This is a genomic window from Mesorhizobium sp. M0701 (genome assembly GCF_040320365.1).
In the GTDB taxonomy this organism is placed as follows: domain Bacteria; phylum Pseudomonadota; class Alphaproteobacteria; order Rhizobiales; family Rhizobiaceae; genus Mesorhizobium.
Genome location: NZ_JAMYPO010000024.1, coordinates 49,359 through 70,107 on the forward strand (window position 1 = coordinate 49,359; position 20,749 = coordinate 70,107).

26 protein-coding genes are annotated in these 20,749 nt (G+C 62.5%); 13 read left to right on the forward strand and 13 right to left on the reverse strand.

The genetic code is table 11. The features are described 5' to 3' along the window. Positions 1-73 precede the first annotated feature (73 nt). From NKI24_RS21590 to NKI24_RS21605, 4 genes are all read left to right on the forward strand, one after another. On the forward strand, positions 74-1,474 hold the full coding sequence (locus NKI24_RS21590) for an ArnT family glycosyltransferase (protein ID WP_352748124.1): 1,401 nt from the start codon (positions 74-76) through the stop codon (positions 1,472-1,474). A 94-nt stretch (positions 1,475-1,568) separates the two neighbouring features. Next, on the forward strand, positions 1,569-1,868 hold the full coding sequence (locus NKI24_RS21595; protein WP_352746741.1) for a hypothetical protein: 300 nt from the start codon (positions 1,569-1,571) through the stop codon (positions 1,866-1,868). Positions 1,869-2,015: 147 nt separating this feature from the next. After that, positions 2,016-3,227, forward strand: coding sequence for a hypothetical protein (locus NKI24_RS21600; protein WP_352748127.1), 1,212 nt, complete (start codon positions 2,016-2,018; stop codon positions 3,225-3,227). A gap of 152 nt (positions 3,228-3,379) precedes the next feature. Next, the gene (locus NKI24_RS21605) at positions 3,380-3,721 is read left to right on the forward strand and encodes a hypothetical protein (RefSeq protein ID WP_352451100.1); all 342 of its coding nucleotides are present in this window, start codon (positions 3,380-3,382) and stop codon (positions 3,719-3,721) included. Between the two features lie 16 nt (positions 3,722-3,737). Here NKI24_RS21605 and NKI24_RS21610 read toward each other — a convergent pair whose 3' ends face one another. The 4 genes from NKI24_RS21610 to NKI24_RS21625 form a co-directional block, all read right to left on the reverse strand. Next, a complete protein-coding gene (locus tag NKI24_RS21610; protein ID WP_352451123.1) occupies positions 3,738-4,226 on the reverse strand; it encodes a GNAT family N-acetyltransferase in 489 nt (162 codons plus the stop codon). Position 4,227: 1 nt separating this feature from the next. Beyond that, positions 4,228-5,727, reverse strand: coding sequence for an Asp-tRNA(Asn)/Glu-tRNA(Gln) amidotransferase subunit GatB (gene gatB / locus NKI24_RS21615; RefSeq protein WP_352748131.1), 1,500 nt, complete (start codon positions 5,725-5,727; stop codon positions 4,228-4,230). Positions 5,728-5,915: 188 nt separating this feature from the next. Further along, positions 5,916-6,347, reverse strand: a complete 432-nt coding sequence (locus tag NKI24_RS21620; protein WP_352451102.1) for a CBS domain-containing protein — start codon at positions 6,345-6,347, stop codon at positions 5,916-5,918. Positions 6,348-6,447: 100 nt separating this feature from the next. Next, complete coding sequence (locus NKI24_RS21625; RefSeq protein ID WP_352451103.1) at positions 6,448-7,218, reverse strand: rhomboid family intramembrane serine protease; 771 nt, start codon at positions 7,216-7,218, stop codon at positions 6,448-6,450. 392 nt (positions 7,219-7,610) lie between these two features. Between NKI24_RS21625 and NKI24_RS21630 the strand changes: the two genes are divergently transcribed. The 3 genes from NKI24_RS21630 to NKI24_RS21640 all read left to right on the forward strand — a co-directional run bounded on the left by NKI24_RS21630 (position 7,611) and on the right by NKI24_RS21640 (position 9,845). Continuing rightward, the gene (locus NKI24_RS21630; RefSeq protein ID WP_352451104.1) at positions 7,611-8,249 is read left to right on the forward strand and encodes a PAS domain-containing protein; all 639 of its coding nucleotides are present in this window, start codon (positions 7,611-7,613) and stop codon (positions 8,247-8,249) included. A 117-nt stretch (positions 8,250-8,366) separates the two neighbouring features. Continuing rightward, on the forward strand, positions 8,367-8,984 hold the full coding sequence (locus tag NKI24_RS21635; RefSeq protein ID WP_352748136.1) for a PilZ domain-containing protein: 618 nt from the start codon (positions 8,367-8,369) through the stop codon (positions 8,982-8,984). Between the two features lie 261 nt (positions 8,985-9,245). After that, positions 9,246-9,845, forward strand: a complete 600-nt coding sequence (locus tag NKI24_RS21640) for a transglutaminase-like cysteine peptidase (RefSeq protein WP_352451124.1) — start codon at positions 9,246-9,248, stop codon at positions 9,843-9,845. Positions 9,846-10,142: 297 nt separating this feature from the next. On the opposite strand, the gene NKI24_RS21645 is transcribed toward NKI24_RS21640, so the two are convergent. Then, entirely contained in the window at positions 10,143-11,039 is an 897-nt protein-coding gene (locus NKI24_RS21645; RefSeq protein ID WP_023674806.1) for a LysR family transcriptional regulator, read from the reverse strand. A gap of 97 nt (positions 11,040-11,136) precedes the next feature. Here NKI24_RS21645 and NKI24_RS21650 point away from each other — a divergent pair, with 97 nt between their 5' ends. Together NKI24_RS21650 and NKI24_RS21655 are read left to right on the forward strand one after the other, a co-directional pair. Continuing rightward, entirely contained in the window at positions 11,137-12,324 is a 1,188-nt protein-coding gene (locus NKI24_RS21650; RefSeq protein WP_352748138.1) for an MFS transporter, read from the forward strand. Positions 12,325-12,354: 30 nt separating this feature from the next. Next, entirely contained in the window at positions 12,355-13,101 is a 747-nt protein-coding gene (locus NKI24_RS21655) for an SDR family oxidoreductase (RefSeq protein ID WP_352748141.1), read from the forward strand. A gap of 57 nt (positions 13,102-13,158) precedes the next feature. On the opposite strand, the gene NKI24_RS21660 is transcribed toward NKI24_RS21655, so the two are convergent. Next, positions 13,159-13,686, reverse strand: a complete 528-nt coding sequence (locus tag NKI24_RS21660; protein WP_352472744.1) for a gamma carbonic anhydrase family protein — start codon at positions 13,684-13,686, stop codon at positions 13,159-13,161. A 24-nt stretch (positions 13,687-13,710) separates the two neighbouring features. Then, positions 13,711-14,049, reverse strand: a complete 339-nt coding sequence (locus NKI24_RS21665; protein ID WP_352748143.1) for a DUF6949 family protein — start codon at positions 14,047-14,049, stop codon at positions 13,711-13,713. Positions 14,050-14,167: 118 nt separating this feature from the next. Between NKI24_RS21665 and NKI24_RS21670 the strand changes: the two genes are divergently transcribed. Next, positions 14,168-14,899: a hypothetical protein gene (locus tag NKI24_RS21670; RefSeq protein ID WP_352748145.1), complete on the forward strand. Its 732-nt coding sequence runs from the start codon at positions 14,168-14,170 to the stop codon at positions 14,897-14,899. Positions 14,900-15,164: 265 nt separating this feature from the next. Here NKI24_RS21670 and NKI24_RS21675 read toward each other — a convergent pair whose 3' ends face one another. Both NKI24_RS21675 and cysE read right to left on the reverse strand, forming a co-directional pair. Then, positions 15,165-15,368 carry a DUF3126 family protein gene (locus NKI24_RS21675; protein ID WP_023674799.1) on the reverse strand — a complete coding sequence of 68 codons (204 nt, stop codon included), beginning with the start codon at positions 15,366-15,368 and terminating at the stop codon, positions 15,165-15,167. A gap of 211 nt (positions 15,369-15,579) precedes the next feature. Further along, complete coding sequence (cysE, locus tag NKI24_RS21680) at positions 15,580-16,428, reverse strand: serine O-acetyltransferase (protein ID WP_023717455.1); 849 nt, start codon at positions 16,426-16,428, stop codon at positions 15,580-15,582. Between the two features lie 159 nt (positions 16,429-16,587). On the opposite strand from cysE, the gene NKI24_RS21685 reads away from it, so the two are divergent. Next, positions 16,588-17,202 carry an HD domain-containing protein gene (locus NKI24_RS21685; RefSeq protein WP_352748148.1) on the forward strand — a complete coding sequence of 205 codons (615 nt, stop codon included), beginning with the start codon at positions 16,588-16,590 and terminating at the stop codon, positions 17,200-17,202. 42 nt (positions 17,203-17,244) lie between these two features. Here the strand turns inward: NKI24_RS21685 and NKI24_RS21690 are convergent, their stop codons facing one another. The 4 genes from NKI24_RS21690 to NKI24_RS21705 form a co-directional block, all read right to left on the reverse strand. Further along, positions 17,245-17,616, reverse strand: coding sequence for a hypothetical protein (locus NKI24_RS21690; protein ID WP_352620829.1), 372 nt, complete (start codon positions 17,614-17,616; stop codon positions 17,245-17,247). Between the two features lie 137 nt (positions 17,617-17,753). Continuing rightward, complete coding sequence (locus NKI24_RS21695; protein ID WP_352451114.1) at positions 17,754-18,521, reverse strand: alpha/beta fold hydrolase; 768 nt, start codon at positions 18,519-18,521, stop codon at positions 17,754-17,756. Positions 18,522-18,541: 20 nt separating this feature from the next. Then, positions 18,542-19,105 carry a DUF192 domain-containing protein gene (locus NKI24_RS21700; protein WP_352451115.1) on the reverse strand — a complete coding sequence of 188 codons (564 nt, stop codon included), beginning with the start codon at positions 19,103-19,105 and terminating at the stop codon, positions 18,542-18,544. Positions 19,106-19,124: 19 nt separating this feature from the next. Then, the gene (locus NKI24_RS21705) at positions 19,125-19,721 is read right to left on the reverse strand and encodes a cold-shock protein (protein WP_502899021.1); all 597 of its coding nucleotides are present in this window, start codon (positions 19,719-19,721) and stop codon (positions 19,125-19,127) included. Positions 19,722-19,936: 215 nt separating this feature from the next. Here NKI24_RS21705 and gloA point away from each other — a divergent pair, with 215 nt between their 5' ends. Next, positions 19,937-20,377 (forward strand): lactoylglutathione lyase, encoded by a 441-nt coding sequence (gene gloA / locus NKI24_RS21710; protein ID WP_352748153.1) that lies wholly within the window; start codon positions 19,937-19,939, stop codon positions 20,375-20,377. Positions 20,378-20,455: 78 nt separating this feature from the next. Next, positions 20,456-20,749: a DUF2218 domain-containing protein gene (locus NKI24_RS21715; protein ID WP_352748156.1), complete on the forward strand. Its 294-nt coding sequence runs from the start codon at positions 20,456-20,458 to the stop codon at positions 20,747-20,749.

The window sequence follows — 20,749 nt, forward strand, 5'->3', positions numbered from 1 at the left end:
GTCGTTCGCGGTCCAGAAACGCGGCACTATGCTCGGCTGGAATGAAAATGGTTTCTGGCGCGGATCTCGATCTTTGACACCGACATCTACCGAGCGGCTGCTCCCCTACCTCTTTCTGCTTGGGCTGATCGTCATCGCGGTCGCTTTCCGGCCACTGCTGCCCGTCGACGAAACGCGATATCTCAGCGTCACCTGGGAAATGTATCTGAGCGGACAGATCTTCGTCCCGACGATGAATTTCGCGCCCTATCTGCAGAAGCCGCCACTGCTGTTTTGGCTTATCGACCTTGTCTGGAATATTTTCGGCGCCAGCCGGCCGGCGGCGATGCTGGTCATCTTCGCCGCCTCCTCGCTCGTCATCTGGCTGACGACGGCGTTGGCAAAGACCCTGTTTCCGGGCCGCGACGACATCGCGCGGCGCATCCCCTGGCTGGTTGCCGGAAGCAGCGTGTTCGTCATCTATTCGACGCTGATCCTGTTCGACCAGTTGCTGACGGTCTTTGTGCTCGCCGCGCTGTTGTCGTTGATTGCCTTTGCCCGCAGCGGCAACCGCTGGCAGGCCGTTCTGGCCGGGCTGTTCATCGGCATGGGCGTGCTGACGAAAGGCCCGGTGGTGCTGATCCATATCGGCGCGCCCATCCTGTTCTACCCGTTCTGGCGCGACCGGCGGGCGGGACTGACGACACCGAACTTCCTCGCTGGAGTGGGCCTGGCCCTGCTCGCCGCACTAATTCCGGTGGCGATCTGGTTGGTGCCGGCGACCATCCTGACAAAAGGCAATTTCGTTTATGATCTCGTCTGGAACCAGTCGGCGGGGCGCGTCACCGGCAATTTGCGCAATTCGCACGGCCGGCCGTTCTATTTCTATCTGCTGCTGCTGCCGGTCATGTTCATACCGTGGATCTTCATACCCGAGGTGTGGCGGTTGAAGCTGCGCACGCGGATACGCAACCTGATCGACGCGAAGTCGCCGGATCTGCGCGCCTTGCGCCTGCTGTCATTCTCGTTCGTTGCCGTGTTTCTGGTGTTCAGCGCGATATCCGGCAAGCAGCCTCATTATGTCGTGCCGATGTTGCCGTTCGTGGTCATCCTGTTCGGCTATTTCATGGCGGAGATCCCGCTCGCCAGGCTGAAGAGCTCGGCCATCGTCATGCTTGTCATTTTCGGCATCGGCCACGCGGTGGCATCGGCAACCGCGTTCAAACGCTATGATCTGACGCCGCTCGCCAACTTCATCGACGAGCGAAAGGATGCGGACTGGGCCGTGGCTTTCGACTATCAAGGCGAAGTCGGCTTCCTGGCCCGGTTGCAAAAGCCATTCGAAACCACCGACAAACCGGAAGAATGGCTTGGCTCGCATCCCAGCGGCTATGTCATCGACAAGGTTTCCAAGGATCCCGGCACTGCAGGGCAAATCGCGTTCCGGCTTCGCGTCGAACGCGGCTATCTCGTCGTGCTGAAGGGACAGCATTGACGATCGTCACCGGTATGCGAGTTCGTCCCCCGCGCGGGAGATGAAGGCGTTGCTGCTTCGTGGTTCCATCGCTCGATAGAACCGGGAGGTATTCATGCGCAAGCTCATCTCGACGACGCTTTTTGCCATATCGCTCGCTGTGGCCGGCCTTGCCGCCGATCCGGCATGGAGCTTCAAATGTCAGTCCGGAACGATTGGGCAAGGCAGTTGCTCCTGCTCCGGGACCGCCGACTGCACCGATATGCGGCATTCCAAAATGTGCAAGGGCGACCTGAACTGCGGTTCGGGCAAATGCTCCTGCACGGCCGCATTGGTAGTCGACCCCGGCCCGAAAACCCCCAAGCCCAAGGTCGTCGCGCCGATGGCGACAACCAAAGGCGTCGTGAAGCAGTAGATATCCAATCCGAAAGGACGGCGGCTCGACGTCGCTGGGCCGGCCCGATGTTTCGCGGTTCGTCCCCCATGCGGGCGATGAACCGCTGTCGAAGAAATGGTGTTGTCTAGCCGGAGGGTGGTTTCCAACCGAAAGAGCGAGGATACCATGTTGAAAACCTGCACGATGCTGTTCTTCTGCCTGATGGCGGCCGCCGCGGCCGCCCAGCCGCCGCCTTCGGGGCCGCCGGTTCCCAGTGCGGCACTTGCCCCATGCAACACCACACAAACGAACAGGCCCTGCAAAGCCGAACTCGGCGTGTTCCTGATCACCAACACCGTCCGCAACCTGGCGCAAGCCAAGGTCGACGCCACCAACGCACAGCTGGCCGCCCAGGGACGATCATCACGCGCATCGATCGAATCGCTGAAGCAATGGCGGCCGTCGCGCTTTGCGACGCAGATGCTGAACCAGCCGAACAGCTGGTTTGTCAAAGTTCCTTACATCCTGACCATCAAAGTCTCGATCCCGGTGACCTCCGACCGTCACATCGGCATTCCCATGGACGTCAACGTCTTCTGCAGCGGCTGGCAGACCGATTCCAGCCAGGTCATCATTCGCTCGCAACCCGGCCCGGCGAGCTTCGAGGGCGGCAACATCCTCGAAGACGTTTTCAACGTCGGCAACTACATCGACGCTCAGGTACGCAGCTCGTTTTCGGCACCCCTGCCGGTGACGACGCCGGTTCCAAATTCGAAATGCTCGGCAATAGACGGCTCCGATGCCGGCACGCAGGCCACCGGCGATGATCTCATCTTCTGGACGGTGCCGCGGCGCAACCTGGTGGTGACGGACGCCATAGCCAAGCCGACGGTTGAAGTGACCTTCGACAGCCTCACACGCCTGCCAGCCCGCGACTTCCACAACAATGTCGTCTATGCGGAATCCGAGGCCATAAACCTCAACGTCTATGCCAATGAGGACGGCGTTCAGAAAGCCCTGACGATGCGCGAAGGCGACGTGGCTGCGCTGAACCTTCCCGTACTCAGGCTCGACGCGCGAAAATACGATTCGCTGGTCGTCATCGGCAATGTCGACCAGCCGCCGAACGATCCCAGAGACAGCGCCTTCGCGGTAGCGGCCAAGACTGCGGGATTCGGTGCCGGTTCCAAGATCATGCAGATCCCGAAGTGGTATTCGAGGCCTCCGGACCAGTTCAATCACAAACCTACATGGGTCAGAGTTCCGGGCTATGAGCTGCACTATACGGTACGCTATCTCAACAGCGGCGGGCTGGCCGTCGACGGTGAAGCCAGTACGGTCCGGCCCCCAAAAGTCGCCGTTCCGATAAAGACGCCCATCAAGCCGAAAACGCCCTGACGCGGCCGCTCGCGGATGACGGCGGCGGTTCAGACCGCTGCCGCCATCCCCCGCGCGGCAGATGCGGCAGCCCCGGCTTCATGGCCTGATCTTGCGGGAACAAATTGCGCCGCTGCGCCACGAGCGAGCGGCGCCATCGATGGAGACAAACGATGCTGCACCTTCCCCTCACCATGCCCGCCGTCAGGATCATTGCGGCAATCTCGCTGCTTGCCTTCCCGAACTTCCTGCCGCCGGTCACGAGCCCGGCGAACGCGCTGCCGGTCAGCCAATCCTGCCGGATCACCACGTATTACAAGACTGCGGCAAAGGCGACGGAGGTTGGCGTGCGCTCGACGTGCCAGGGCGTCAAAAAATGGGGCGTCACCTCGAAATATTACGAGGTGGAAAAAATCGAAGCCGCCACGCCCCCGCACACGTCGGGTGGAGGCGGCAGCCTGCCGTGCGAGTTTCTCGCTGCCGGCTGCTCCAACCTGCCCGTGAAACGCAACTGAGCGCCAGGCGAACGAGCTAGCCGATCGCCTTCTCCAAAACCAGCGCCGGCAATCCCGAGGCGCCGCCGCAATCGGCCGTGTTGCCGGCGGGCAAGAACCCTCGCGAGCGGTAAAAGGCGACGGCCGGAGCATTTGCTTCCTCGACCTCGACGCGCAGCGTCCGGGCCTCCGGAAAGCTGGCCTCGATTTCGTCCAGCAGCGCCTGGCCGATGCCTTGCCTCTGCCAGGCCGGATGCACGTAAAGCTGGTTCAGCATGACGATCCTGGCATCCGTGGTGGCGGCCGCGAAAGCCATGCCGCCGATGGTTTTGCCGTCGTCGGCGACCAGGAACTCCGAGTTCGGCCGCGTCAGCCGTGCCTTGAGCGCGGCGATCGAATGCCATTCATCGGTGATTTCGGTAACCCGCGCCGCGCCGTAGATGGCGTCATAGGTGGCATGCCACGTCTCGACCAGCAATGCGCGCACCGCCGCCAGATCGCGCTCGCCGGCGGTGCGGACAAACATCCTACTCGATCCCGAGCTTGGCCTTGACCAGCTCATTGACCGCCTGCGGATTGGCCTTGCCGCCGGTCGCCTTCATCACCTGGCCGACGAACCAGCCGGACATGGTCGGCTTGGCGCGCGCCTGCTCGACCTTGTCCGGGTTGGCCGCGATCACCTCGTCGACCGCCTTTTCGATGGCGCCGGTATCGGTGACCTGCTTCATGCCGCGGCTTTCGACCAGCTGACGCGGATCGCCGCCCTCGTTCCAGACGATCTCGAATAGATCCTTGGCGATCTTGCCGGAGATGGTGCCTTCCTTGATCAGGTCGATGACCGCGCCAAGCTGGTCGGGTGAAACAGGAGCGTTTTCAATGTCCTTGCCGGCTCTGTTCAACGCACCCAGCAAATCGTTGATGACCCAGTTGGCGGCAAGCTTGCCATCGCGACCAGCGGCCACCTTCTCGAAATAGTCGGCGACCGCCTTTTCCGATACCAGGATCGAGGCGTCGTAGGTCGACAGGCCGAGCGAGGTGATCAGCCGCGCCTTTTTGGCGTCGGGAAGTTCCGGCAGGTCCTTTGCCAACTCGTCGACATAGGCCTGGTCGAATTCCAGCGGCAGAAGGTCGGGATCGGGGAAATAGCGGTAGTCGTGCGCTTCTTCCTTGGAACGCATCGAGCGCGTTTCGCCCTCGTTGGGGTCGAACAGCCGCGTTTCCTGGTCGATCTTGCCGCCGTCCTCGAGGATGGCGATCTGGCGGCGCGCCTCGTAGTCGATGGCCTGGCCGATGAAACGGATGGAGTTGACGTTCTTGATCTCGCAGCGCGTGCCGAATTCACCGCCGGGCCGGCGTACCGAGACGTTGACGTCGGCGCGCAGCGAGCCTTCGTCCATATTGCCGTCGCACGTGCCGAGGTAGCGCACGATGGTGCGCAGCTTGGTGACATAGGCCTTGGCTTCATCGGCGGAGCGCATATCCGGCTTCGAAACGATCTCCATCAGCGCCACACCGGAGCGGTTGAGATCGACATAGGACATCGTCGCATGCTGGTCGTGCATCGACTTGCCGGCGTCCTGCTCCAGGTGCAGGCGCTCGATGCCGACCTCGATGTCCTCGAATTCGCCCTGCCGGTCCGGGCCGACCGAGACGATCACCTTCCCCTCGCCGACGATCGGCTGCTTGAACTGCGAGATCTGGTAGCCCTGCGGCAGGTCGGGATAGAAATAGTTTTTCCTGTCGAAGACCGATTTGTGGTTGATCTCGGCCTTTAGGCCCAGCCCGGTGCGGATCGCCTGCTTGACGCATTCCTCGTTGATGACCGGCAGCATGCCGGGCATCGCCGCGTCGACCAGGCTGACATTGGCGTTGGGCGCGGCGCCGAAAATGGTCGAGGCGCCGGAAAACAGCTTTGCCTGAGAGGTCACCTGCGCGTGGACCTCGAGGCCGATGATGATCTCCCAGTCGCCGGTGGCGCCGGGAACCAGGCGCTTGGCGTCGGGCGTGCGGGTGTCGATAATGCTCATAAGGGCCTGCATATTGAAATTGCGGATATGCGAGAACGCATATTTTGATGTGCAACTTCGCTAGTGCAAACCGCCAAAAGAGACAAGCGCAAAGCCGCAGGCGCCGACGCGGCACAGGCCCGCACCTGCCGCGACGAACTGCGATAGCAGCTTGAAAATCGACCTGTCGGCAACCCGGCCGCCGTCACCTATGCCGTGGCGATGTAGGCCCTGATCTCCTCGGCCTCGCGCTCGACATCCTCGATGCGGCGCTTGACCACGTCGCCGATCGACACGATGCCGTCGAGCAGCCCGTTCTTTTCCACCGGCAGATGGCGGAAGCGGCCCTTGGTCATGATCTCCATGACCTCGTTGACGGTGTGGTTCTCATTGCAGATCTTCACCTTGGGCGTCATCGCCGAGCGGATGGCAAGGTCGAGCGCCGCCGCCCCCTCCTTGGCGAGAACCCGCACCACATCGCGCTCGGAAAGAATGCCGACGATCTTGTGATCGCCGTTGGTGATGACCAGCGCGCCGATCCTGTGTTCGGAAAGCATGCGGATGGCTTCGCTGAGCTTTTCGTTCGGCCCGAGCGTCACCACGCCGTGGCCTTTTGCCTCGAGAATTGCCTTAACAGTCATGGCGTCCTCCTCTGCATTTCCTGCCGGCTCCTGCCCTGGCCGGCTTTCCCTGGGATGAACATGGTGCGCCGCGATCGGTTGCTTTTCAAGTGCGGCGGTCTCAGGTCTCCGGCTCGTCCGCCTGCCGGGGCACCTGCTCTCGTCGATCAAAAAACCGCAGGCCGAAGAAGCCGGCAAGAAAGCCGCCAATATGGGCTTCCCAGGCGATCTGGCCGTCAATGCCAGGCGCCAGGCCGAAGAGGCCGGTCGCGAGGTTGATCACCATCCACATGGCGAGAAAGGTGACGACGCCGCGCGAGCGCAGCACCGCCGCCATCGGCAAAGGCCGGCCGGCGAAGGCGGCCTTGCCCGACGAGCGGTCGATGCGGAAGCCGTAGCGTGCCGCCGCGCCCATCATGCCGGAAATCGCGCCGGAGGCGCCGACCAGCGGCGCCTCGCCAAGCGGGTGCATGGCCCAGAACAGCGCCACCGCCGCCAGTCCGGTCGCGGCGAAGAACAGGCTGAAGCGCAGGGCGCCGAAGCGGTTGGCCAACGGTGAGCCGAAGGCCGCGAGCCACACCATGTTGATGGCAAGATGGGCAAAGCCGCCATGCAGGAAGGCATATGTAAAGGGCCGAGAAAACAGGAACCAGTCGAAGCCGTATTGGCCAGTGTAGAGAACAGGAATGAAGGCCCCGTCGTACAATAGTGTCAGCTGCTGGTCTTGGCTAAGCACATACTGCTGCATCAGAAAGACGACGACGCAGATGGCGATCACCGCCAGCACCACGGGCGGCAGGTTGAACACCGGCTCGCGGCGCTGCTCCGGTTCGCGGGCGACAGGCCCACCCTGGCCCTGCTCGATCTCCGGTGGGCTTTCTGGGTCGCTCATATGGCTTGCACTCAGTCGCTGGATTGGACTTGGCGAGCATGTAGATCACGGCCAACCGAATCACAAACGGCGAATCAGCAGCCCCGAATCAAAAAAGAAGCCGTCCAAGGTTTCCCTTGAACGGCTGGTCGAGCCCCCTTGCTCCCCCTGAACTCTTGACTGAAGTGCTGCCGATCGTCGCAAAACGACCGCTTCTGGAGTGGTTTTGGTGTGCCACAGGGCTGGCAGGCGCGCAACGTAAACCAGTTGTTAACCTTAACCGCCCCGACCCGTGAACAAGTATTAACGATGCTGGCACGCATCCTGCTCCGCAACGCATGTAGGTCTTCGGAGGGCGCCCTTCTGTTCACCGATGGGACATCAGAAGACAGAATGCGCGGAGCAGCATTAGCATGAACCAGACCGGATCGATCACGCTGTTCCATTATTGGAACCGGTTGCGTGACGGACGCCCTGCCCCGAAGCGCTCGGAAGTCGAACCGGCCGATATCAAGTCGCTGCTGGCCGACACGTTCATCCTGGAAAAGGACACGCGCGGCGAAGCGGTGTTCCGGCTCGCCGGCACCAGGCTCTGCGCGGTCTATGGCCGCGAACTCAAGGGGTTTTCATTCCCTTCGCTGTGGCGCGAGAAGGACCAGCGACTGATTTCGAAGCTGACCGATGGCGTCTTCGACCTGAAATCGGTGATGCTCATCACCTATGAGGGTTTCAGCCGCAACGGCCGGTCCAACAGGTTCGAGCTGCTCGCGCTGCCGCTCGACGGCGGTGTCGAGAGCCCGCGCTGCCTCGGCGTGATAAGCGCCGTCGAAAAACCTTTCTGGCTGGGTGCCGACCCGGTTCTCGACGCCTTGATCGATTCGATCCGTGTCGTCGATCCCGACAAGGAGCCGATGTTCCCGGGGAACCGGCCGGCGATAGAGGTTCCCTCGCTCGCCCCGTCGGAATTCGACCCGCCCGAGACGATTTCGGCGCTCGGCCAGGCCCGCCGCATCCGTCACCTGGTCGTCTTCGACGGCGGACGCGAGGAATGATGCCCAAAGCTTAAAGCAACAGCGCCGGGCTTTGCCCTTTGTTAACCTGCTTTGTTGTAGTTTTCCGCTGAAATTCCCCGCATCCATGCGCGGAATGCCGAACGGGGTATGGCAGTGATGAGGTCAGCGGCGGTCGACCATGCGCCGTCCCAAGCTGAAAGGCGTAACTTTCAGCGCGTCCGCGTGAAAATTTACGGACGTTTCATGCTGGAAGACCGCACCGAACATCCCTGCCAGGTGGTCGACATGTCGCCCGGCAACGTTGCGTTGCGCACCGAGCGCACCGGCCTGGCTGGCGAAAAGGTCATTGCCTATATCGATCACATCGGCCGCATCGAAGGCGTCATCACCCGCACTTTGCAGGATGGCTTTGCGATGACCGTCATCGCGTCGGAGCGCAAGAGGGACAAGCTCGCCGCGCAACTGACCTGGCTTGCCAACAAGCACGAGCTCGACCTGCCGGAAGACCGCCGCCATGAGCGCGTCGCACCGCGCAACCCGACGAGCGTGCTGCAGCTTGCCGACGGACGGCAGTACCAGTGCCGCATCATCGACCTGTCGCTGTCGGGCGCGGCGATCGAGATCGACGTCAAGCCGGCCATCGGCGTCCAGGTGATGCTGGGCACCATGCGCGGCCAGATAGTGCGGCATTTCGAAGATGGCGTCGCCATCGAGTTCGCCGTCATCCAGCGGCCGGAAACGCTCGATACCGAATTCAGCTCATCGCGCGGCTGACGCCGAAGCGTTAGCACTATCGGGAAGAGAGGCTGGCGATCCTTCGCGCCCCCTCTGTCCCGCCATCCCAGCTGTTCGAACGGTGCGACGAAGCATGGGAACATGGCCGGCTGGAATCCTTAAACAATTCTATATTCAATTGCGTCAAATTTTATGTTTATTCTATTGGCGTTTTACTTAATGTCTACTTCGCGCTTTTGCGTCAAATAAATCCAGCCGTGTCATTGTCTCCTCAAACGGGGAGACTGAATAATGAACAGGATGAGGGGCAAGCTGTTGCTGGCGGCAATAGCGATGCAGCTTTTCGGTTGGGGGACTGTAAACGCGGCGGAGCCGGCCTTCATGCACACCGGCGGCCGCACCACGCAGCCGGTCGGACACTACGAATTGTGCCAGCAGCTTCCGCAGGAATGCAATCAGAGGACGCCTGGCCGGGCACCCGTCGAGCTGACCCGCAAGCTGTGGGCGACGATCGTCAAGATCAACAATTCGGTCAACAGCAGGGTCGCGCCGCGCACCGACATGGAAATGTGGGGCAAGGAGGAAGTCTGGTCCTTTCCCAATAGCGGCTTCGGCGACTGCGAGGACTATGCGCTGGAAAAGCGCCGCGAGCTGATGAGCATCGGCGTGCCGGCCGGCGATCTGCTGATGACGGTGGTGCGCCAGCGCAATGGTGACGGCCATGCGGTGCTGACCGTGCGCACCAGCCTTGGCGAGTTCATCCTCGACAATCTCCAGCCCAAGGTGCTGTCCTGGACCAATACCGGCTACACCTACCTGAAGCGCCAGTCCGAGCGGAATTCCGGCGCCTGGGTGACGATCAACGACGGCCGCTCCGACGCGGTCGCCAGCGTCCGCTGAGGACGCCAAGGCATGTCGCCCAAAAGCGCGTAGCGGTTTTGGGCGACATGCATAAAGCAGAGGTTAAGTGCGTCGCATGACTTCGCGCTTTAGGAGAAACCCGGTCGAGTCCCCACCCTCCCCGTCCCCAACGACCGGGTTTAAGGAGCCGGCCCCGTCCCCGGGCCGGCTCCACCATTTCTGGCGGAACACATCTCGATACAGTTATCTCGGCTTTGCCTCCAACTGCGCTTCGTCATCCAAGCTGTCTCACGATCGTTTGTGGGATACGAGCTGCCGTTTGCCGTCGAAACGCTGTTACTTGCCCCTGATACGGAACGCGTCGACAAAGGCGGAAAACGCCGGAGAGGGATGGCGCCGGCTTGGATAGTACAGGTGGTAACCCTGGAACGTTGGGCACCATTTGGTCAGGACTTCCTGGAGAAGGCCACTCTCAATGTGTGGAAGGACGAGTTCGCGCGGCAGATAGGCCAAGCCCACTCCGTCAAGCGCGGCCTGGATCGCCGGCCCCATGTTGTTAAGCGTCAGTTGCCCCTCGACCCGAGCACTGAACTCGCGCGCTCCTTCCCGCAATTCCCAGGCATAGACCGATCCTGACGTCGGCAGCCGGTAGTTGATGCAGTTATGGTCGGTCAGCTCCTGCGGCGTCTCCGGCGGTGTCCGGTGGGCGAAGTAATGGGGTGAGCCGACCACAGTGTAGGTCACGTCGGCTCCGATGCGCACGGCTACCATATCCCGGGCAATGGACTCGCCCAGACGCACGCCGGCATCGAACTGGCGCTCGACGATGTTGGTGAAGGCGTTGTCGACCACCAACTCGACATTGATATCGGGGAAGTCGCTCAGGAACTTTGGCAGCCGGGCGCGGAAGACAATGTCGACCGAATCGTCGGTGCACACCAGGCGAATGTTGCCGGACGGCCTGTCGCGAAGGACGCCGAGAGCGCTGACCTCAGCCGCGATGCCTTCGAAATGCGGTTCGATGCCTTCCTTGAGGCGTTGACCGGCCGCCGTCGGGGCCACGTCGCGCGTGGTGCGAGACAGAAGACGGACGCCAAGCCGCGACTCCAGCGACTTGATGGTGTGGCTAAGGGCCGAAGGAGTGACCCCGAGCTTGGCGGCTGCTCGGGTGAAGCTCCGCGTCCGGGTGATCTCCAGGAACGCGCGCATTTCGGCGAACTCGTCGCGTGGCATTGATGAGCCTCATTCACAACCACATCAAAATTATACCCGCTAGTCGCATTTAGCCAGCCCGACTACTTAGTTCGGGAACGGACAGGAGACTGCCCTTATGACCATCGATTTCGTGCTGGACGAGGCCACTGCTGCTGACAGCGGGACGACCCCATGGTCTGCGGTGGTCTGCCTGTCGCTGCTGACCTTCCTTCTGGTCGGACTGGAGTTCCTGCCGGTGAGCCTGCTCACCCCGATCGCTCAGGATCTGGCCGTCTCCGAGGGTCAGGCAGGCCAGGCAATCGCGGTATCCGGATTCTTCGCCGTGGTTACCAGCCTCTTCGGCAACTCGCTGTTGCGAAACGTCGATCGACGGACGGTGGTTCTGGTCTATACGGCAGTGCTGGCCGCATCGAGCCTGGCGGTGGCGCTTGCTCCCAACTTCCTGGTCTTCCTGGCCGGGCGGGCGCTGGTCGGCACCGCGATCGGCGGTTTCTGGTCACTGTCGACGGCCATTCTGGCCCGCCTGGCCGCGGGACCCGACCTGCCCAAGGCCATTGCCTTGCTCCAGGGTGGCACTGCCTTCGCATTGGTGATCGCCGCGCCCGTCGGCAGCTTCCTCGGATCGCTGATCGGATGGCGGGCAACCTTTTTCGTCACTGTCCCCATCGGCCTTGCGGCGCTCGTGTGGCAGTTGGCCGTTCTCCCGAAGATGCCGCCGATAGAGATCGCCTCGGTGTCGAGCATGTTCGGCCTGCTGCGGAATCGCAGATTCGCCATCGGCATGGGCGCGACCGGGCTCGCTTTCATCGGGCAGAACGCGCTCTCGATCTATCTGCGGCCGTTTCTGGAAAACGTGACGGGCCTTGAGGTCAATACCCTCTCACTGGCTCTATTGGGCGTCGGCCTCGGTGGCGTGGCGGGACTGTCGATTGTCGGCTTCATACTCCGGCGGCACCTCACAGCCGTGCTGATCGGGCTGCCGAGTGCACTCGCGGTCTTCGCTCTACTGCTGATTGCCTTTGGACCGTTTGCACGCGCCACGGCCGGCCTGCTGGTTCTTTGGGGACTGTTCGCGACCCCGATCCCGGTGGCGTGGAACACCTGGATGACCACGCTCATCCCTGAAGACCTGGAGGCCGGGGGCGGACTCCAGGTCGCCCTGATCCAGTTCGCGATCGCAGGCGGCGCTATTGCAGGAGGCCTGCTGTTCGACGTGGCCGGCTGGTGGAGCGCCTTCCTTCTCGCCGCCGTCCTGCTCACGGGATCGGCCTTGCTCGCCGCCTCGGCCGGCCCCCACACCTGAAGTCTTTCAATTCTTGTCTAGGAGAATCTCATGTCCGAAGGAATCGAGAACAAGGTCGTCGTCATCACCGGTGCCAGCAGCGGCCTCGGTGAAGCGACGGCACGCCATCTTGCCGCACGAGGCGCTTCCGTGGTCCTGGGTGCACGCCGGTCACACCGCATCGACGCCCTTGTCCAGGAACTGACCGGCGCTGGGCACAAAGCCAAGGCCGTTACTACGGACGTCACCGATGCCGGCCAGGTCCAGAACCTGGTGAACACGGCGGTCCGGGAATTCGGCCGCATCGACGTGATGCTCAACAATGCGGGCCTCATGCCGTTGGCCCCGCTCGAACGGCTCAAGGTCGACGAATGGGACCGGATGATCGACGTCAACATCAAGGGCGTCCTTTACGGCATCGCGGCCGCGCTTCCGTACATGAAGGAGCAGCGATCGGGGCACATTATCAATGTCTCGTCCGTATACGGCCATGTGGTCGACCCGGGTGCGGCGGTCTATTGCGCCACCAAGTTCGCGGTGCGTGCGCTATCCGAGGGTCTGCGGAAAGAGGTGAAACCCTACAATATCCGTACCACGGTGATCTCGCCGGGCGCTGTCAGCACAGAGTTGCTCGAGCATATCAGCGAGAAGGATATCCAGCAGGGGACCAGGGACTTCGTGAGCAAGATCGCCGTGGGGCCAGATACGTTTGCCCGAACGGTCGCCTTCGCGATCAACGAGCCCGACGACGTCGATATCAACGAGATCTTGTTCCGGCCGACCACCCAGCCGGTTTGACTTGGAAGGGGTTATGCTTCGATATCTTGAGGCCCGGCTCCGCCATTTCCGGGTCGGCTAGACCTTCCTCAGCCCCGCCCTAAACCGCCTGCCGTTTGCCACATAATGCGCGGCCGAGGCGCGCAGCCTGGCGACTGCGTCCTCGTCGAGCATCCTGACGACGCGCGCGGGCGAGCCGACGATCAGCGAATTGTCGGGAAATTGCTTGCCTTCGGTGACCAGCGCGCCGGCACCGACCAGCGAGTTGTTGCCGATCTTCGCCCCATTCAGCACGATGGCGCCCATGCCGATCAGGCTGTTGTCGCCGATCGTGCATCCGTGCAGCAAGGCACGGTGGCCGATCGTGCAGCCTTGGCCGACGGTCAGCGGAAAGCCGGCGTCGGTGTGCATGATTGTGTGCTCCTGCACGTTTGTGTCGGCGCCGACGACGATCGGCTCGTCGTCGCCGCGGACGACGACGCCGAACCAGAAGCCGGCATTGCGGCCGATCCTGATATTGCCGATCAGGGTGGCATCGGGCGCGATCCAGTTGCTGTCGGCGTCCTCGAAGGCGGGCGCTTTTCCGTCAATCGCGTAGATCGGCATTGCTGTCTCCAAATCGTCTCACACCTACAAGCTGCCAGACCCTAGAAGCGAAGCCGCCCCGGACGCAATGGCGATCACCACCATGCCCAGCGCCAGCGCCCAGATGGTCGCCGTACAGCCGCAGGAGATCAGCCCCAGCACCGAGATGCGACGCTCGCGCCAGGCGTCCAGCGCCTCGTTGGCGAACATCAGCGGCCCGGCGCAAGCCGTCGCGGCGAGCGAGCGCAGCATGTGCTTCGACGATACATAGGGCTGGACGAAGGCAAGCTTGCGGCCGGCGATCAGCTCCATCGCCGATCCGGTCAGGCCGCAAGCCGTCAGCCCAGCCATAAAACTGAATATGATTTGTTCGACCGGGCCCATCTTTACCCTCCGTTTACCATGAAATCGCACAGTCGCCCGCAAAGCTGCGAAGCAAGAGCCGTGCCGCGCCGAGATGTGCCGCTCAGGCACACCCGATGGACGGCAAATGAGGGTCGCGATGAAGCAGGCAGCCGCCACAGGGGGCCCGCAACTCAGCGTTGTCGATTCGACGCTGATGAGGCGGGTGCTTTATGCATTCGCGACGCTGGCGCTGCTTTCGGTGGCGATCAGCCTTGGCGGCAAATGGTTCGGCCGCTCGATCGCCATGGCCGGGTACACCGACGACACCACGGTCCACAAGGTCGTCATCGGCAACAACGTCATAGCCGTGCCGGCCAATGTCATCCGCTTTGCCCAGGCCCGGCGCGACGGCATCGCCTCGCGACTCGACCTCTATCTGCGCTATCCCGAGATGGACGGCTACAGCGAGGCTGCCCGCAACGACTTCAACCACACCGGACCCAGCAAGGACATCGTCTTCCTGTCGTTCGAGCCGCAGATGATGTCGCGCGACATGAGCGGCCGCTTCGCGCCGATCTACAGCGCGCTGATCGCCAAGCCGGGTACGCCCGGCCCTGGCGGCACGACGCTTTACGCCTTCAGCGAAAAATCAGGCTATCTCAACGAAGTGCTGGCGGTGGCAAACCGCCCCGGCAAGGATCCGTTCGTCGCACGCTGCCTGAGCGGCCCGAGCGCGGACGAATCGCTGGCGCCCTGCGAACGCGACATCCTGGTCGGCGACAATCTCAGCCTTACCTACCGCTTCCCCCGGGAATTCCTGGGCGACTGGCAGGGGCTCGACGCGGCGATTTCTGCCGAAGCAGCGCGTGTGCTGAAGACCGGGCGGTAAGCAACGAAACGAGCCGTTCCGTAGCGATCCTTCGCGCCCCTCTCTGTCCTACCGGACATCTCCCCCACGAGGGGGGAGATCGGCCGTCATCTTGGCTTTCGCCAATCTCCAATGTTGCAGGAAGAGTGCAGCGCCGAGGCTGCCAATCTCCCCCTTCGTGGGGGAGATGGCCGGCAGGCCAGAGGAGGGCGCTGTCCCGCCGCCGTCCTGTAGGGTTCCGTACCGCCGCAGCGCTTGAGGCGTAGCGGCCAGCTAAACTCCCGACTCAGGCCAGGTCGATGTCGAGGATCGCCATCGAGAAATTATAGTCCCCGTCGTCCTCGTCCTTGAAGACGATGCCAAGGAACTCGTCGCCGACATAGACCTCGGCCGAATCTTCCTTGCGCGGCCGCGCCTTCACTTCGAGTTTAGGGTTCTGGAAGGTGCGCTTGAAATAGGCGTCCAGCTTTCTGATTTCGTCCGGCTTCAACAGTCTTCTCCGATCGTCGCTTGCTAAAGTGCGTCGCGTCTGAAGAGACGATGCGACGCGCTTTAAATCTTGCTTCATGCATGTCGCTATCCCAAAAACCGCTGGGCACTTTGGGCGACATGCATTGGTGAGCGCGCTTCTGGCACGTCGACAATGGCCATGTAAAGGCAAGCCGGCATGGGGGGCAGGAATTCAGCCCCTGCCCGAGCACTCAGATGTCGAAGCTGACGACGTGGTCCATCGTCTGCGATGGCAACAGCTGGTCCATCTGCCGCGAAGGCTGGTCGCAGCCGGTCTCGCCGACGACGCGGGCCGGCACGCCGGCAACCGTCTTGTTGTGCGGTACCGGCGACAGCACCACCGAGCCGGCCGCGATCTTCGAGCAATGGCCGATCTCGATGTTGCCGAGGATCTTGGCGCCGGCGCCGATCAGCACGCCGTAGCGGATCTTGGGATGGCGGTCGCCGCCGGCCTTGCCGGTGCCGCCCAGCGTCACGCCGTGCAGGATCGACACGTCGTCCTCGATCACCGCCGTCTGGCCGACGACGAGGCCGGTGGCGTGGTCGAGGAAGATGCCCTTGCCGATGCGGGCAGCCGGATTGATGTCGGTCTGGAACACCGAGGACGACCGGCTCTGCAAATACAGCGCGAAGTCCTGGCGGCCCTGGTTCCACAGCCAATGCGCCAGCCGGTGCGTCTGGATGGCGTGAAAACCCTTGAAGTAGAGCACCGGCATGATGAAGCGGTCGCAGGCCGGATCACGGTCGTAATAGGCCTGGATATCGACGCGCACCGTCGTCGACCAGTCCTTGTCGTCGGCCGCCATCGCCTTGAACGTCTGGCGGATGAGGTCGGAGCCGATGTCCTGATGGGCGAGGCGCTCGGCCAGCCGGTGAATGACCGCTTCTTCCAGGTTTTCCTGATTGAGGATGGTCGAATAGAGGAACGCCGCCAGCAGCGGATCGCGGTTGACCGCTTCCATCGCTTCGTCGCGGATCGAACGCCAGATCGGATCTACCGGCTGCACCCTGGTGGGACGGGAAATCGTAACGCTGTTCATCTGATGTCTCCGGCCATCCAATGTCTCGGCCATCCAATGTCTCGGTTGGCGGCTTGCCTATTCTCCGGCCGCACCTATAAGCCAGATCATAGCACGGGTGAACTCAATTTTCCTTAGTGCTTCGTGAAATGGATTTGGTTGGCGGAATTTCAAGCAGCCATGGAAAACGCAACCTTGATGGACGAGACCCTGAAGCGCGAGCTTTCCGCGCTCTATGAGGCCGAAGACCGCCACTACCATGACCTTGGCCACATCGAGGCGACGCTGGCGCTGGCCAATGATTACAAGGCGTTGTTGCATGATCCTGAAGCAGTCGAGGCAGCGATCTGGTTTCACGACGCGATCTACGACAGCCGCGCCAAGGACAATGAGGCGAGGAGTGCCGCACTTGCCGAGGAAAAGCTCGCCGGTCGCGCCGATGCACAACGCCTCGGCCACATCGCGGCGATGATCACTGCCACCGCCGGCCACGAATTGCCGCACCTTGGCGACCAGCATTCGGTTCGCGACGCGGCGCTGTTCCTCGACATGGACCTGGCGATCCTGGGTGCTGCGCCCGACGTGTTCGACGCCTACGAGCAGGCGGTCCGCCGCGAATATCAGTGGGTCGATGAGCCGATGTGGCGGGCCGGCCGTGCCGCAGTGCTAGAGGGCTTCCTCGCGCGTCCGCATATCTTCCACAGCGAGGAATTCCGCCGGCGCTTCGAAACCCAGGCCCGGCATAACATGGCGCGCTCGCTCAGGGCGTTGGGGCACAGCCCGCGCCGATCGTAGCCCGACGCGTCGGCCACTTGCGTCCGGAAGATTTGCCCGAAATCACGTAAACGCGCCTATGGTCGATGCCATGGCCCACAGCATAAACACCCCGGCGGCAAGCGACGCGCCGTTGACCACGATGCCAGCCAGGCCGAGCAAACGATTGTCGTTTGGACGACCCAGCGCCATCAGCCCGAAGACCGCGCCGGTAAGATGCGCCAATGGCCCGACCAGGAAAAATACCGCCATGAAGAAGCCCGTCACACTGTGCTGGATAAGCACGGACGCGTCGCTCGGCATTGCCATCAACGCGGTGATCGCTATCGCGCCTGCCACCAATGCAGCCAGCCCTAGAACAACGGACCATTCGCCGAACCTGCTTTTCGCAACGACGCCCAGCAAAGCGGCGTCGCTTCTTCCCCATTGTGCCATCGTACCCTCTGCCCCTCGTTCAGCGCGTGGCGGGTTTGAACCGATCCACACGTCACGCTTAGTTACCCCCGTATCGTTGCAAAACCGCTAAGAACCCCAGCTTCAGGCCCGATCGCCGCTTTTTGGGGAGCCATCCATCAGAGCGGATGCTCGGCATAAAACTCCAGCACACGCTGCTTGAAGGTCTTGTCGCCGACCGCCAGCATGTGGTCGCGACCTTCGATGTGAAACGCCCTGGCGCTCGGCATCAAGGCGGCGAGCTCATCCGGCGAGCCGCCGATGTCGTCCTTGGTGCCGACGGCGATCAGCGTCGGCTGGGCAATGCGGGCAAGATCGGCCTCGCTCAGCAATTCGCGGGAGGTGGCGATGCAGGCAGCGAGCGCCCGGCGATCGCTGCGGGTCTGATCGGCGAAGGCACGGAACGAGCGGCCGCGCGGATCGCTGGTGCCTGCCGGATCGTCGGCCAGAAGGGCGTCGGCTATCGGATCCCAGTCGCCGACGCCGTCGACCATGCCGATGCCGAGACCGCCGAAGACCAGCGTCGCCACCTTGTCCGGGTCGGAGAGCGCCAGGAAGGCCGATATGCGCGCGCCCATCGAGTAACCCATGACATGAGCGCGTTCGATGCCGAGATGGTTCAAAAGCGCTGCCGCGTCCGACGCCATTTTTGCCGGCGTGTAGTCGGCTTCGTCATAGCTCTTCGACGACGAGCCATGGCCGCGATTGTCAAAGGCGATGGCACGGTAGCCGGCATCGTTCAGCGTCTTGAACCAGCCGGGCGACACCCAGTTGACGTAGTGGCTCGAGGCAAAGCCGTGGATCATCAGCACCGGATCGCCCTGCCCCGATGCCGGCTGGCGGTCAAGGAAAGCAAGGTCGAAACCGTCATGGGAGAAGAACTGCATCGGCCGAAGATCCTGCCCGTTCAGTCGGAATCGACATTCGGCGCATCGCCCTTGTCGGGCGGCGGCATGGCCGGCCCCGGCGCCGTGCCGATGGCCGGATGGCGCAGCAGGTCGCCGTCCTCAATGCCCTTTTTGGCGGCCGTGCCCGCCTTGAGCTCGAGCACGAAGCGCACCGGTTCGTCCGGCGAGATGATCGCCTCCGACTGCGGCTCGCCTTGCCTGATCGCCCGGATCCGGCCGTCCTGGCCGACGAAGATCAGGTCGAGCGGCATCGGCGTGTTCTTCATCCAGAAACTCACATCCTGCGGCGCGCCGAACACGAACAGCATGCCGTGATTGTCGGCCATGTGGCGGCGGAACATCAGGCCGGCTTCGCGCTCGGCGGGCGTATCGGCGATTTCGACGGAAAAAGAACGCTCGCCGGCCTTCGTCACCGCGACCAGCGGCGCCGGATCGACGGGAAGGATCATCGCCTTGCCGTCGGCGGAACTCGGTTGCTGAAAATAGAAGAAGGCGCTTGCGGCGACGATGAGGAAAATCCCGGCGCAGAGCGCGCCCGCCGTCAGCCGGTTCCTGTGAGCCATATGAAATCCTCGGCCGGAACTAATGCGAGACCGGCAAGGTACCCATATCGGGGTGAATTTCGGCAGCCATAAGGCCTTTGTCGCCGCGCCCGAAGCGGACCAGCACCACCTGGCCCGGCCGGAGTTCGGTGATGCCGTAGCGGCGCAGCGTCTCCATGTGGACGAAAATGTCCTCGGTGCCCTCGCCCCGGGTCAGAAAGCCGAATCCCTTGGTGCGGTTGAACCATTTGACCAGCGCCCGTTCGAGGCCGCTTTCCGGCGTCACCGCGACATGGGTGCGCTGCTCCTGCAGCTCCGCCGGATGCACCGCTGTGGTGACATCCATCGAGAGCACGCGGAAGGCCTGCAGCCCGCGCTCGCCCTGCTTGACCAGGCAGACGACACGGGCGCCTTCCAGGGCGGTCTGAAAACCGTCCTTTCGAAGGCATGTCACATGGAGGAGGATGTCGCCCGAAGTACCATCATCGGGAAGGATGAAACCGTAGCCCTTGGCCACGTCGAACCATTTGATGGCGCCGGCGATTTCGACGAGATCGGCCGTATCGGCGCTCTCATCCCGCTTCAACGCATCGTTACCGGCCCCGTCCCGCCCCATGAAAGAGGCCTTTTCCCCCATAAGAACGCCCCCTTTTTTCAACAAACACCGCAACTGATTCTTGGTATCAGATTAACACCGCGGCTTCCGGTGTGTGCAAGACCTGACGTGCCTTTTTTCACGGTTCCATACAGGAATAGCGGATTTGCCGTTTGCCGGCGCCGCAAAACGTGGCCAATTGCCCTTTGGCCGGGCCGCCCCTATGTTGCGCCGCAACGCAACATAAGGAGGAAATCATGCGCTATCTGCACACCATGGTCCGTGTCGCCGACATCGATGCTTCGCTCGATTTCTACTGCAACAAGCTTGGCCTCAAGGAAGTGCGCCGCCATGAAAACGAGCAAGGCCGCTACACGCTGATCTTCCTCGCCGCCCCCGAAGACGAGCAAAGCGGCATCAGCGAGAAAGCGCCGCTGGTCGAGCTGACCTACAATTGGGACCCGGAAGACTACAAGGGCGGCCGCAATTTCGGCCATCTCGCCTATGAGGTCGACGACATCTACGCCACCTGTCAGCGGCTGATGGACAATGGCGTTACCATCAACCGGCCGCCGCGCGACGGCAACATGGCGTTCGTCAAATCGCCGGACGGCATCTCGATCGAGCTTTTGCAGAAAGGTCCGGCCAAGCCGAAGGCCGAGCCGTGGGCGTCGATGCCGAATACCGGCAACTGGTAACCGATCACGCCATGTTGAACGGACGCAGGCGGGCCCTGGTTCGGTTTTCGCGTCCGCATTCCCCAGGAGAATTCATTCATGCCGGCCAGCCATATCGACGTCGCCACCGAACATGCCAGCCGCTATCTGCAGCAGCTGTGCAAACATTGGGCGCACAAGTTTCCCGTCGAATTCGACCCGAACCACGGCACCATCGATCTGACGCTCGGCCGCACGGTTCTCGATGCCGACCCGGCTGCGCTGCACATTGCAGTGACGACCGATGAAGTCGGCTCGCTCGAGCGCCTGGAAACGGTCGTCGCCGAGCACATCAAGCGCTTCGCCTTCCGTGAAGAGCTGGCATTCGACTGGAAACGCGCTCCGGCCGCGTAG